This is a genomic window from Microcoleus sp. T3_D1, assembly GCF_036700405.1.
GTDB lineage: Bacteria > Cyanobacteriota > Cyanobacteriia > Cyanobacteriales > Microcoleaceae > Microcoleus.
Genome location: NZ_JAUBOV010000126.1, coordinates 1 through 13,037, shown reverse-complemented (window position 1 = coordinate 13,037; position 13,037 = coordinate 1). Strand labels below are relative to the sequence as shown.

Below are 13,037 nucleotides of genomic sequence, written 5' to 3'. Positions count from 1 at the left end.
GGAGCCGTGTGAGGTGAAAGTCTCATGCACGGTTTTGAAGACCAGCGAGACTGGTGACAGTCTCGCTGAGTTTAATATCTCTACTTTGACGCTCAGAAATCCTGTCTCAGCAAATTGACTCGTAGATCAAAGAATCTCTGTGGCTTTAGCCCGGAGAGTGTCAATGAAACGCAGAACGACACAATAGTAGCAGTACCGCTAACATCACACTTATGTCTGACTCTCCTCCCTCCCCAATCTCCCCAGAATCTGCACCGGAAAGTGCTGCTACCGAAAACCGCAGTTCCAAAACTCGGCAACTGTTGGGCATGAAAGGGGCCGCTAGCGGGGAAACTTCCATCTGGAAGATTCGCTTGCAACTGATGAAACCGATTACCTGGATTCCCCTCATTTGGGGCGTGGTGTGCGGGGCGGCGTCTTCTGGAAACTATGTTTGGAACCTAGAGAATTTCTCGATCGCAGCAGCTTGTATGTTGATGTCAGGGCCGTTGCTGACCGGGTACACTCAAACTTTGAACGATTTTTACGATCGCGACATCGACGCCATTAACGAGCCCTACCGTCCGATTCCCTCCGGGATTATCTCGATTCCCCAAGTAGTAACGCAAATTTTGGTATTATTAGCCGCTGGCATTGGGGTGGCTTATGCTCTAGACTTGTGGGCGGGTCATGAATTCCCGATAATGACTGTTTTGACTCTCGGCGGCGCGTTTCTAGCTTATATCTACTCTGCGCCCCCACTGAAACTCAAGCAGAATGGCTGGTTGGGAAATTATGCCCTGGGTGCTAGCTACATTGCCCTGCCTTGGTGGGCTGGTCAAGCTTTGTTTGGTACACTAGATCCCACGATTATGATTTTGACCCTGTTTTACAGTTTGGCAGGGCTGGGGATTGCGATCGTCAATGATTTCAAAAGTGTTGAGGGCGATCGGCAATTAGGGTTAAAATCTTTGCCAGTGATGTTTGGCATCAGCACCGCAGCTTGGATTTGCGTGTTGACGATCGACATCTTTCAAGCTGGGATTGCAGGCTACCTGATCAGCATCCACCAAAACCTTTACGCTGTCATTCTGCTGCTGCTGATAATTCCCCAAATTACTTTTCAGGATATGTACTTTTTGCGTAATCCCCTGGAAAATGATGTTAAATATCAGGCAAGTGCTCAGCCTTTCCTGGTTTTGGGTATGCTGGTAGCAGCCTTGGCACTGGGTCATGCGAGTTAAGCAGAGTTTTGAGGTTTGAGTTTAAATTTTTTTAATTCAAAAAATGTAATTCACAACTCAAAAAAATACCAAACTCTGCAGCGTTAAGAAAAGTTTTGAATTTTGAGTTGTGAATTAAAAACTTTTTAATTCAAAAAATCTAATTCAAGGCAGCGTGTTATTCAAGAAAAAATGTCGAATTAAAAATTAAGAATTTAAGAAAGCTAGCTTTTTTAATTTTTAATTTTTAATCGGACTTGATGAGGTTTGAAGGTCTGAACGTGGCAGAATTTTTCTCAAATATCAAAGATACATTGAGCAAAGTCACTAACGCAATAAGCGGTAATTCCGATCGAGAACCGCCGAAGGCTGCGAAGGGCAATAAGCTCAACTCGCCGGAATCGGAGGCGGAATTTTATACAGGGACAACGGCCCAAAGATCGGAGTATGTGGTATCAGAAGATGCTGCACCTCTAGAAGAGTCTGAATTAGAATCCGAATATTTAGAATCAGAATATTTAGAACCAGAATACGCTCGATATCCAATAGTCAACCGCAGGTGGGAAGGGTTGAGGCGCTTAATTGCTTGGTTGGAAATTGAACCTCAAGTTACCAGCTTGCAAACCAAGGGAAAAGAATTGTTGCGGCCGGGATTAAGTTTGCTGGGAACTAAATCACCCAAAAAATCGGATAGTAGCCAATTGCGGGAAAATAGCGCACCGCCGAACACCGAACTGCAGAGACATACGGAACTACAGGAAATTAGCGCACCGCAGGAAAATAGCGCACCGCAGGAAAATCCTAAAAAACGGATCTCCCGTCGCCCTAGATTTTGGATAAGTTTAGGTGTGGCCAGTATAGGCGGGGGCGCTTTAATCTACGGTTTATGGATTTTGTACACCTTAGACAAAGGTTTGCCGGATGTTAACGATTTGTCGGCCTTTAACCGCGACGGGACACTGACAATTAAGGCGGCCGATAAGACGATTTTGTTGCAGTCGGGGCCTGCAACTAGAGATAAACTCAAACTTCAAGAAATTCCCGAACTGTTGGTTAAAGCTTTTATTGCCATAGAAGACCGCCGTTTTTACCAACATCGCGGGGTGGATTATCAAGGTATTGTGCGATCGATTGTTTCTAATTTGATAGCAAGAGATTTAGTGCAGGGCGGCAGTACAATTACCCAACAATTGGCTCGCGTTGTTTTTCTCAATCAGGAAAGAAGTATTAGGCGGAAGGTTCGGGAAGCTCTTTTAGCCCAGAAAATAGAGCGGGAGTTGAGTAAAGAGCAAGTTTTAGAAAGATATTTAAATCTGGTTTATTTGGGTTCGGATGCCTACGGAGTGGCAGATGCAGCTTTGGTTTTCTTTAGCAAAAGTGTCGATAAATTAACTTTGGCAGAGATGGCAACTTTGGCGGGTTTGCCTCCGGCACCGAGCGAATATTCGCCTTTGGTTAATCCCGATATTGCTAAGAAACGCCGCAATCTTGTGCTGCAACAAATGCAGGAAGCGAAGGTAATTACAGAGGTTCAGGCGAAGGAGGCAATGGCGGAACCTATGGCGGTTAAACCAAGTCCGCCGAAGCGATTTAAAGTAGTCGCACCTTATTTTGCTAGTTACATTCGGAAGGAATTGCCGCGCTATGTTTCTCAGGATGCTTTGGAAGCTGGCGGTTTGACTGTCGAGACGACGGTGGATTTGAAGTGGCAGAAAATAGCGGAACAGGTTGTTAAAAATGCGATCGAAGTTGATGGCCGCCGTCAGGGTTTTGAACAGGCCGCTTTAGTTTCTATGGACACTAAGACTGGGGAAGTTAAGGCCCTGGTAGGAGGTGGAAATTTTAAGGAAAGTGAATTTAACCGTGCTACGCAGGCTTTGCGGCAGCCCGGATCGACGTTTAAAGGGTTGGTTTACGCAGCGGCGATGGCGGCTGGTTTTTCTCCCTATGACAGTTACGAAGACGAACCAATTATTATCGACGGCTATCAACCGAATAATTATGGCAAAAAATTTAGCGGTTGGCGATCGATCTCTGATGCTTTGACGAGTTCGGTGAATGTCGTAGCTGTGAAGGTGTTGATGGATGTGGGGTTTGAACCGGCGATAAAATTAGCCAACGATATGGGAATTAAGTCGAAATTGAGTCCGATTTATTCCCTGGCTTTGGGTTCTTCGGAGGTTAATTTGCTGGAGTTAACCAATGCTTACGGTACTTTAGCCACGCAAGGGAATTTTATTGAAGCCCACGGAATTAAGCGGGTGATTAATCAGCGGGGAGATGTGATTTATCAGGCTAATTTTAAACCGAAGCGGGTTTTGGATAAGGATAGTGCTGCGATTACTACTTGGATGTTGGAGGGTGTGGTGCAAGACGGTACGGGGGGGCCTGCGGCTTTAAACGATCGCGCTGTAGCGGGCAAAACCGGTACTTCGGAAAATGTCAGGGATTTGTGGTTTATTGGTTACATTCCACAAGTTGTGACTGGGGTGTGGCTAGGGAATGATGACAATTATCCCACCTGGGGAACTAGCGGTACGGCGGCCTATAATTGGCGCGATTTTATGAGTCAAGCTGTTAAGGGAATGCCGGTTGAGAAGTTTCCGAAGTTGCCGGAGTTGGAGGGTCGCAAACGCAGTATTAAGCCCAAACCGGTGGAGCCTAAGAGGATTATTCGGGGGATGATTGTGAATGAGGATGGTGCGATCGTACCGTACAATCCTAATCCTGAACCGAAGTATTACCCACCGCAAGAGCCGGCTTATCAAGAACCGGCTTATGAAGAGCCAGCTTATCAAGAGCCGGCTTATGAAGAGCCAGCTTATCAAGAACCGGCTTATTAAACTATCGGTTTGCAGTAAGGACTTTACTCGTTTTTCAATTGCTTTAGCCTCACCATAAAAAAGCCGTCCATGTGATGTCTGTGCGGCCACACTTTCACCCATCCTTCGGGTGATGGCTGTACGGGTAAATCAATTGTTGGCGGTTCTATTTGCCAGTGAGGATTGTTGTCTAAGAACGATCGAATAACTGTTTCATTTTCCAAGGGATGAATTGTGCAAGTTGCATAAACTAATACGCCGCCGGATTTGACAAATGTCGCTGCATTTGCTAACAATTCCGATTGCAGTTGAGATTGTTGTTGAATGTTTTCGGGCGTGTGATGCCAGCGGGCGTCGGCGCGGCGGTGGAGGGTTCCGAGGCCGGAACAAGGTGCGTCTAGTAAAACTCTGTCTGCGAGGTTAACAAACTCTGGGAAATGGCGGCTGTCTCCGGTATGAATTTTAATGGATTTCATCTGGAGTCTGTCTGCATTTTCTTTAAGTTTTTTGAGTCTGCTGGCGGTTTTGTCGCAGGCATAAATTGTGCCTGTATCCTGCATTAATTCGGCGCTGTGGGTGGTTTTTCCCCCCGGCGCGGCGCAGGCGTCGATGATAGTTTCCCCTGGCTGGGGCGCTAGTAAATGGGTGACTAATTGAGCGCTGCTGTCTTGGATTGTCCACCAACCTTCGCTGTATCCGGGGAGGTTTTGAATTGCGCCGATGCTGCCATTTAGTCTTAATGCTTGGGGCAAGTGAGGGATTCTGCTAGTTGAGATGTTGTGGGATTTGAAGGCAGCTTCGATTTCGGCGATCGAGCTTTTTAAGGGATTGATTCTCAGGTCAATTGTGGGGGATTGGTTGAACCATTCACAGAGTTGTTCGGTTTCGGTTTCGCCTATTTGTTCGATCCACAATTTTACCAGCCATTCGGGGAAGCTGTGCAGAATTCCTAGGCGTTCGACGGTTGATTTATAATTCGTAACTGTTAATGGGTTTAAGTTGTTATCTGTTAAACGGATGTATTGGCGCAACAAACCGTTGACAAAACTGCTGAGTCCTGAAAATCCGTTTTCTTTTGCTAGTTGAACGGTGGTGTTGACGGCGGCGGATGGGGGAATCTGGTTGAGATATTCGAGTTGATATAACCCTATATGTAGGATGGTGCGGAGTTCTGGCGGTTGTTGGGAGGATTTCTTTGTTGCTAGTTTGTCGATGATGAAGTCGATCGATCGCATTCTCCTGACGCTACCGTAAACTAATTCTGTCACTAAACGCCGATCGAGGTCGTTGAGTTGAGAATTGCTGAAAGCGCGATCGAGTGCGGCATCTGCGAATGCACCGCGGCGGTGGACTTCGCGGAGTGCGAGAAAGGCTATTTGGCGGGGATTTTGCATAGTTGGTTGCTGATATGTCAAGTTATTATAGGTTGTCTGAGGATTGAAAATAAAAAATAGAAATCACGGCGATTGAAATCGCATCTATACAAACAAAGATAAGACGGCGATTGAAATCGCGCCTATACAAACGATGTCCGCCCCTGCGGACGGAAGAAAATAACCCGGTTTTAACCGCCCGGTCTTTTTTGTTCAAATTTCGTCGGGATTGATGCCCATTTCTCGCAATTTCTCGGATAGGCGATCGGCTTTTTGCTGTGCTAACTCTTTATCTTGCCGTTCTTGTTCCATTTGTTGCTGTGTTAGTTCCATTTGTCGCTGTGCTGATTCCTGTTGTCTTGACAACTCCACATAAGACAAAAACTTCTGTCCATCAGGCCGATAAATTTCCAAGTCTCCCGATGCAGTTTGAAAACGGATCTGCAAACGCGGACTCACCCAACCATCCATTAATTCAATATAGTTGAGTTTTCCATCAGAACGCAGCCAACCAATTAATTCATTATCCTCTGGACTGTAGACATAATATTCTTCGACTCCATAATCCTGGTAGAAATTAAACAGCTTAAACAGTGCTCCGATTCGATTTCCCGGCGAGAGGATTTCAAAGACCACTTGCGGGGCGATATTATCTTCAAGCCACTGTTGGTAGGAACCTCTGTAACCTTTCGGCCTGCCAAACACTACCATCGTATCAGGTGCTTGGCGAGTTTTGTTATCTCCTTCCACGGGATACCACAGCAAATCACCTGCTACAAAGACATTTTCGTTGTCTTTGTATAAGGCATCTATTCCGCCTTGAATGGTGACAATTAGTTCAAACTGTTTGGTATTGTCTGACATGGGTTTGCCGTCGCTGTCTGGGTAGATGATTTCTGCTGAGGTTTTAGTTGGAATTGTTGCGGTCATGGGGATGAGTCCTTTGCTAGTATCATCAATTTCTATTTTAGATCGATTTTATAGGACTTACCCAGGGGGCCCAGAAACCGGGTTTTTCACGAAAAGACTTCGTTGCAATCGGCAGATTAGGTAAAAAACCCGGTTTCTTGGTCGGAGTGCGTAAGTCCTGTTTTACTTATTCTGGTTTTCTTGACACCAATGGTTCTAATAAATTGCGTTCTTCAATGGCAAGTTCTAGCAAAACTCGTCTGTCGCCCTTGGTTTCCTTATAGCGGACTGCCGCATTCAGCAGGCGGATGGGAATTTGGAATTGTTCGTAGTTGCTGGTTAGTTCTTGCCACAATTCTAACCAAGTGCGTGCGGCTTTGTCGCTTACCATTTCTGACATTAGCGCGGGGATGTTTCGCACAATTCCATTTCCTAAGATTGAGAGATATTCGTGTTTTTCGTAAACTGCAATTAGGCTGATGATGCGAGGTTTAGTTATCGGCTGGTGCGTGTTTGCGAATAGGTTGCGGGTAATTAAATTGGCATCTTCAGAACTAACTTCCTCGTCTGATTCAATGCGTTGGAATGCGTCGTCTAAGGCGGCGATGCCTTCATCCCACCGATTTAATCCGAGAATGACAATGGCGCGATGGAAGAAGACATATGAATATCGATCGCCAAGTTCGATCGCTCGATCGTAAGATACTAATGCTTCATCATAGCGTTTGAGGCTCTTGAGTACAAGGGCTCGTAAAACCCAAACATCCCGATCATTTTCGCCAAGTTCGATCGCCCGATCGTAAGATACTAAGGCTTCTTCATAACGTTTGAGTGTATCGAGTAAAAGACCTCGAAGAAACCAAACCAACTGATAATTGGCATCAAGTTCGATCGCTTTGTCGTAAGCTTCTAAAGCTTCATCATAGCGTTTGAGGTTGTTGAGTACATCGCCTCGGATACCCCAATACCAATGATTATTATGGTCACTTTCGATAGTTTTGTCGTAAGCTTCTAAAGCTTCATCATAGCGTTTGAGGTTGTTGAGTACATTGCCTCGTAAAAGCCAAGCCGACTGATCATTGGGGTCAATCGTGATTACCCTATCAACGGATTCTAAGGCTTCATCGTAGCGTTTGAGATTGTTGAGTACATTGCTTCGGATACGCCAAGCTAACTTATAATTGGCATCAAGTTCGATTACCCTATCAAAAGATTCTAAGGCTTCATCGTAGCGTTTGAGGTTGTTGAGTACATTGCCTCGTATAAGCCACATCTCCTCATAATTGGCACCCTGTTCGATTGCCCGCTCAAAGGATGCTAAAGCTTCATCATAGCGTTGGAGATTATCGAGTACATAGCTTCGTAAAGCCCAAATAGATTGATAATTAGCCTCTAATTCAAGCGCCCGATCGAAAGATGCTAAAGCATCATCGTAGCGTTTGAGGTTGTAGAGTAAATTGCCTCGTAAAACCAAAGCTGACAAATCGTTAGGGTCAAGCTCTATCGCCCTATCAAAGGATTCTAATGCTTCATCGTAGCGTTCGAGATTCTGCAAGCAACGGGCTTTTTCTAACCAGTCCCCTGCCTTACCGCGAATTCCTACCAGTTTATTTGCTAGATTCAAAGCCGAAACATGGTCTTTCTTCTCTCTGCAATTTTTAATTTCCCGCACGCAAGCTGCCACGCGAGAGTCTTCACAATCATCTGTTTCCCTTGCCTGAAGGGCACGCAGCAGATATTCTAGCTCGATGACAGCATTAGGCGGTAGTGTTTCCCGATTTAGCTGATACTTCAAATAACTTTTTTCCGAGCTATTATCAACTAGCTCTTTCCCGATCGCAGCAAATCCAACTCCCAAGCGATCCAATCGCTGTTTCAGCTCTTCTTGCGTGTACCACAAACGCAAAAAATCCACAATTAAACTAATCGGCTCGCCCCGATGCTTCTTCACATCCATGCAAAAGCGCATCAGCACTTCTTGAAGTTCATAATACGACTCGCGCCCGATCGACTCGCTCGTCACATAACCCATTCCCGACAGTTGTTTGAGTTGGCTGGATGCTGTCTGATGCGTCATAAAACAGCGTTGGGCAATCTCTTTAACCATCACAGCCCCGCGCCGATCGCACAAAAATTCAACTATCTTTCTTTGCTGCGGCGAAAGCCACGCCATCCGGGCCTGATAGTAGGGCGTCAATTCATCTAGGGTTTGCAAAAACGGTTTTACCAGTCGATCCAGCGAGTCGCGAGTCAGAAATTCCGCAAAAATCATATAAACGCGGTGGTTGCCGCCAGCCAAGTGATGGATTGCTTCAATTCGAGAACGTCCCGTTGGCGTTTCTATGAATAACTCTAGTTCTTTGTTGTCCTCTAATTGAGCGATATTTTTCAATAACCCGACAACTTGATCTAACTTCAGCTTTTCTAAATAGTGGCGATTGAAAAACTCGTAGAATGGCGCTTTTTTATTGTCGATTCCTTTGAATAAATGCTGAGAGGTGGCGAAAATCGTACAGAAAGGATAACTTTCTAAATAGTCTCGGAATTGCTGCTGCCCGCTGTCGGCCAACCCTTCAAACAAGTCATCCAGATTTTCTACAAGTAAAAGGAGAGTGCGATCGCCCGCAAAATCTTTCAGCAATTCTGCTGCTGTCTGTTGAGCGCTATCGGGCGATTCACCGTAAAGCGATTCTACCCGATCGAACAATTCAGCCTTGTATTCAGCCGGATATTCTGATTGGAGCGATCGCAAAATTCGCAGGAGCAAATCGAGAAACGACGTGACGCCCCACTCTTCCTCCCGCAACCAAGCAATCAGCACTTTTTCCCGCAAATCCTCCATTTTGGAAACGCGGTGATACATTAGCGAGACTAAGTGCGTCTTCCCAATACCTCGCATCCCAATCAATAGGTGATGCTGCTCGATCGGCTTGAGGATGCTCAACCGGATTGACTCGACTAGCTCGTTTGCCAAATCGTGACGCTGCACCAACATCTCCTCTAAATCTTCGTGCTTCATCAGACTGGGCGTGAAGCGAGAGACAAGTGTACCTTTCATACTGTCAACCCCCTGGATAGTAACTGGGAACGAGAAATTCTGGTCGAGCCGTTTTCCATGAAATGCTTGTTATACAAGGCTTTTAAGGTTAGTACGTCTAATTTACCATATATTTAAAAAATGTACGTTATTTGTATTGTATATTTTTAAAAGCAGTGTTAGACTGCCCTTAACAAGCAAACAAGCGCCCCTAGCTGTAACTAGAGACGCTTTCGATCGCTTATCAGTTTTCGGGAGCCACTGGGTGCAACCAGTAGGACTCTCATGTTGTTTATGGTCTATATAGACCGAGGATTTCTCATGACTAATTATAACAGCGAACAGCTCAATCTGTTCACCCAGCCGATCGCAGTTTTGGTGGAAATGGGCTGCACTGTTGAACGTGCCGCCGAATATACCAAATGCTCAAAAAGCTCAATCTACTTCCCGCTAAGGCAAAATAAGCCGTATTTGCGGGAGGTTCCCACAGGTACGTGGCAAGTTTACTCTACAGGCAAAAAAGATAGATCAATTCTTGTGAATGTTGCCTTCATTTATTTTCCAAAAGATAAGTATTGGAGACTTGCTTGAACTCAAATCTCAAGGCTGCGTTAGTCCAAAGCTTAACGCAGCCTTCTGCCTCTTCGGTTGCTGAGGAAAACAGCAAGCAGAGCCTCCAAATCTGCGTCCCCAGGAAGAGCCGGGGAACAAGAAAAAATCTGAAAAATATTCCTTAAGACTTGTTACAATACACAAAACTTCATACTTTCCCCAACACTGGATGACCTTTTTCAACGCCTCCGAACCCCTAATCCGCTGCAAACAGGAACATCTCGACGTACAAGACCTCGAAGGCCTGTTGCAACTCCGCTGGCAAATCGGAAATATTACTCTTTTCTCAGGATTTTATACCCGCATCGACCAAACTTTTCTGCTTTGGGGTTTGGTGACAGGGGGGATTTTTTTTACTGCTCAGTTTTTCCCTATCAGTTGGAGCTTTCAGGCGATTCTGTGGTCAACTTTGACTTTAGTTGGCACTGCGGTAATGGCTGTTTTGACTTTGTTTTGGGTAAGAGTCGAGCGTGTTAGCTGGATTCTTTACTCTTGGGCGATTTTGATGATAACTGGTTTGGTTCTGACCGATTGCAGTATTTTTGCCGGTTGGGGAGGTTTGTTGCTGCACCTTTGCGATTTGTGGTTGGGGTTGAGCGCGATCGGCTATTTGTTGACGGGATTAGGTTTGCGATCGCGCACTTTTCTCCTGATTGGACTAACTCATTTATTTAGCATACCTCTACTAACATTGGTTGCTCCTTGGCAGTATCTAACCACAGGCATAATTATGGCCGGTTGTTTGTTGTTATTGTCCGAATTGCAGTGGGATATGCGATCGCCGATCGACAATAGTTTGCTAAGCGCAGAACAGAAAGAATTTAACAAAATTCAACAGCAACTGCGACAGAGTGGCGCGATTGTATCCAAATAAATCACAAATGTAAAGAATTCTGTAGCACTGCTGACACTTTCCACAAATCGTACACAATAGAAAGATACAGCATAAATAAAAAACAAACTTTAACCAGAACAGGTGTTTTGCTGTTTTACCTGTGAATCGCCAACCTTAGGGGAACGGTGTCCGGGAGGCGACGGGCTAACAATGCTGTACTTGCGACCATAAAAGTTAATTCCGGTTGAGAGTAGTTGTTAAAACAAAAAAAGTGGTGCAGGGTTTTTACCGTTTCCCCTGCTTCGCAGTCTCTGAGGAGAGGCTAAACCCTCTACTAGAACAGCCCGACGAGATTGACACAAGTTTTGACAGTTGCTCAGACCGATTTTTAAGTTCAGTGTTTAAGAAAATTGAGGAAATGCTCGCTGACGAGCATTGCAGGACTTAGGATTAAATAAGTCCTGCTTTAGTTTAGAAAATTTAAGTTCTGTTTTACTCTGACGTGCGTTTTCGCAATATTTCCCTTACTTCCATTAAAATCTGTCCCAACATATTTTTGCCGCTGCCATCTTTACCGCAACCCCAATAGTAATCAACAGGGGAATTTTCGACTATTTCCTCATCCGCAGTAGCGAGTAAAATTTCTCTAATTTCGGCATGAGTTTCAAATTTTCGGAGTACGGCTTTTCTCATGATATCATCTTTTACTTTTTCCCAATCTTTGCGGAGGGGACGAGAGCGATCGCGCCCCATTTTTGCGGCATCTTTCGGCGTTTTTGCTTGGCGAATTTGGTCACAATGAGCCGTTTTGGGAAACTTTTGTGCTTGAAAATAATGTTCGGTAGTTGGCCAATATTCTCCGTCTAAATCGAATCCATGACTGGAAAAATTAGAAAAACACCCGTATTCGCTGCCAGTGGTGTAGAAGTAGATAGTCATAATGTCCTCGATTTCAATCGGCATAAAAATCTTGGGCGATCGTCAGTTTTATCTCTCTGGATTATCCAATATCTTCAACCGCAAATCAATAGTTTCAAGATGGGAACCGATGTAAGACAGCAGGGCGTAGATGAATACGATCGCCCCTACCATTTCCAAAATTTCCTCAACAGAAGCCATCAAACCGTATATCAAGTTTCGCTGACCTACCGCATCTGCATAATAGCCAGTAACCATTTCCATGCCAAGTGATCCACCGACATATATACTGCCTGCCAGTAAACAATACTCCGGACAGTTTTTGGAACGATACTACAAGCTTACGCGGGGCAAGGATCATAAAAAAGTCGAATAAAATGTAAGTCAGGGGTAAAGCTGACATTGATTTAATTATCCACAGTGGCTCAAAGTCTTAGAGCCTAAGCCATTTAGCCCTATAAAAACTGTCCGGACTATTGATTAATATCTAATAAATTTAAGCTTTCATATTTAGATGCGCTATCGCCCCATAACTCCGCATGATGAACTTTAGCAGGTGTATGCTTTCCAGGAGCCTTGATAAAAATCCCAATACTGACAGCTTGTTGAATATCAAAAACGTTTTGATCGGGTGAACCATCGGGAGAAACTTCTTTCTTCTTAGAATTACCGTGTAAATCTAAAATGTAGATATCAGTAAAGGTTTGCATCAAGTTCTGGCGCATTCCTCGAAACGTTGGATTATCCAGATAGCCGTGATTAGTGACAAACGCTAAAACTCCGTAGCCTGTTTCACTCACTCGCCATTGTCCAAAGCGGATGAATTTTACATAATCATCCTGTAACCATTTGGAATTGCGTTCTCCTAACGGTAGACCATCCACATAGTAATAATCCTGTACCAAACTCTCAATCCACTTACTTTTATTTGCTGAATGTCCTGAATAGGGCGGATTGCCCAACACCACCATCACAGGTGTATCTCGTTTTACCATCGAAGCTTCGTTTGCTTCCTGTGCCACAAACTGACCAAACAAAATCTCTGACTTTTTCATTGCCTCATCCAGCGTATTGGTGAGGTAAATGCCTAATCGTTGTTTGTCCTTAAATTTGTAACCAAGTTCTTGAAGTTCTAGCCCTAGCTTGAGATGAGCAATGGCATAGGGAGCCATCAATAACTCAAATCCAAACAACCGATTCAGCAAATTGTCTCGCACATAGCTATCCCACTGATTCGCCATGCCAATTTCTTCTAGGGCGTCGGTTCAGTATTAGGAGTTGACAAAACAAACTGAAAATGATATGTGAATTGAAAAGCCTGTTAAATTC

Annotated in this window: 10 protein-coding genes; 4 read left to right on the top strand and 6 right to left on the bottom strand. The window is 44.8% G+C overall.

All coding sequences use genetic code 11. The features are described from left to right. The first annotated feature begins 212 nt into the window (after positions 1-212). Both chlG and QT992_RS31660 read left to right on the top strand, forming a co-directional pair. Positions 213-1,223, top strand: a complete 1,011-nt coding sequence (gene chlG, locus QT992_RS31665; protein WP_333321949.1) for a chlorophyll synthase ChlG — start codon at positions 213-215, stop codon at positions 1,221-1,223. A gap of 239 nt (positions 1,224-1,462) precedes the next feature. Continuing rightward, a complete protein-coding gene (locus tag QT992_RS31660) occupies positions 1,463-4,045 on the top strand; it encodes a penicillin-binding protein 1A (RefSeq protein ID WP_333321947.1) in 2,583 nt (860 codons plus the stop codon). A 23-nt stretch (positions 4,046-4,068) separates the two neighbouring features. Here the strand turns inward: QT992_RS31660 and QT992_RS31655 are convergent, their stop codons facing one another. From QT992_RS31655 to QT992_RS31645, 3 genes are all read right to left on the bottom strand, one after another. After that, positions 4,069-5,418, bottom strand: coding sequence for a 16S rRNA (cytosine(967)-C(5))-methyltransferase (locus QT992_RS31655; protein WP_333321946.1), 1,350 nt, complete (start codon positions 5,416-5,418; stop codon positions 4,069-4,071). A 192-nt stretch (positions 5,419-5,610) separates the two neighbouring features. Then, positions 5,611-6,327, bottom strand: a complete 717-nt coding sequence (locus tag QT992_RS31650) for a Uma2 family endonuclease (RefSeq protein ID WP_333253895.1) — start codon at positions 6,325-6,327, stop codon at positions 5,611-5,613. Between the two features lie 166 nt (positions 6,328-6,493). Then, on the bottom strand, positions 6,494-9,364 hold the full coding sequence (locus tag QT992_RS31645; protein ID WP_333321944.1) for a tetratricopeptide repeat protein: 2,871 nt from the start codon (positions 9,362-9,364) through the stop codon (positions 6,494-6,496). Positions 9,365-9,664: 300 nt separating this feature from the next. Here QT992_RS31645 and QT992_RS31640 point away from each other — a divergent pair, with 300 nt between their 5' ends. Both QT992_RS31640 and QT992_RS31635 read left to right on the top strand, forming a co-directional pair. After that, positions 9,665-9,934 (top strand): hypothetical protein, encoded by a 270-nt coding sequence (locus tag QT992_RS31640; RefSeq protein ID WP_333343031.1) that lies wholly within the window; start codon positions 9,665-9,667, stop codon positions 9,932-9,934. A 190-nt stretch (positions 9,935-10,124) separates the two neighbouring features. Then, positions 10,125-10,829 (top strand): hypothetical protein, encoded by a 705-nt coding sequence (locus tag QT992_RS31635; RefSeq protein ID WP_333343030.1) that lies wholly within the window; start codon positions 10,125-10,127, stop codon positions 10,827-10,829. 453 nt (positions 10,830-11,282) lie between these two features. Here QT992_RS31635 and QT992_RS31630 read toward each other — a convergent pair whose 3' ends face one another. From QT992_RS31630 to QT992_RS31620, 3 genes are all read right to left on the bottom strand, one after another. Continuing rightward, on the bottom strand, positions 11,283-11,729 hold the full coding sequence (locus tag QT992_RS31630) for an NADAR family protein (protein WP_333317348.1): 447 nt from the start codon (positions 11,727-11,729) through the stop codon (positions 11,283-11,285). Between the two features lie 48 nt (positions 11,730-11,777). After that, positions 11,778-11,972 carry a hypothetical protein gene (locus QT992_RS31625; RefSeq protein ID WP_333317240.1) on the bottom strand — a complete coding sequence of 65 codons (195 nt, stop codon included), beginning with the start codon at positions 11,970-11,972 and terminating at the stop codon, positions 11,778-11,780. A 209-nt stretch (positions 11,973-12,181) separates the two neighbouring features. Next, on the bottom strand, positions 12,182-12,949 hold the full coding sequence (locus QT992_RS31620; protein ID WP_333343029.1) for an Eco57I restriction-modification methylase domain-containing protein: 768 nt from the start codon (positions 12,947-12,949) through the stop codon (positions 12,182-12,184). Positions 12,950-13,037 lie beyond the last annotated feature (88 nt).

Bases quoted from the DNA above. Each gene is read 5' to 3' on its own strand.
- QT992_RS31625 (WP_333317240.1), bottom strand. From the start codon at position 11,972: ATGGAAATGGTTACTGGCTATTATGCAGATGCGGTAGGTCAGCGAAAC.
- QT992_RS31635 (WP_333343030.1), top strand. From the start codon at position 10,125: ATGACCTTTTTCAACGCCTCCGAACCCCTAATCCGCTGCAAACAGGAA.
- chlG (WP_333321949.1), top strand. From the start codon at position 213: ATGTCTGACTCTCCTCCCTCCCCAATCTCCCCAGAATCTGCACCGGAA.
- QT992_RS31660 (WP_333321947.1), top strand. From the start codon at position 1,463: ATGAGGTTTGAAGGTCTGAACGTGGCAGAATTTTTCTCAAATATCAAA.
- QT992_RS31650 (WP_333253895.1), bottom strand. From the start codon at position 6,327: ATGACCGCAACAATTCCAACTAAAACCTCAGCAGAAATCATCTACCCA.
- QT992_RS31645 (WP_333321944.1), bottom strand. From the start codon at position 9,364: ATGAAAGGTACACTTGTCTCTCGCTTCACGCCCAGTCTGATGAAGCAC.
- QT992_RS31630 (WP_333317348.1), bottom strand. From the start codon at position 11,729: ATGACTATCTACTTCTACACCACTGGCAGCGAATACGGGTGTTTTTCT.
- QT992_RS31655 (WP_333321946.1), bottom strand. From the start codon at position 5,418: ATGCAAAATCCCCGCCAAATAGCCTTTCTCGCACTCCGCGAAGTCCAC.
- QT992_RS31620 (WP_333343029.1), bottom strand. From the start codon at position 12,949: ATGGCGAATCAGTGGGATAGCTATGTGCGAGACAATTTGCTGAATCGG.
- QT992_RS31640 (WP_333343031.1), top strand. From the start codon at position 9,665: ATGACTAATTATAACAGCGAACAGCTCAATCTGTTCACCCAGCCGATC.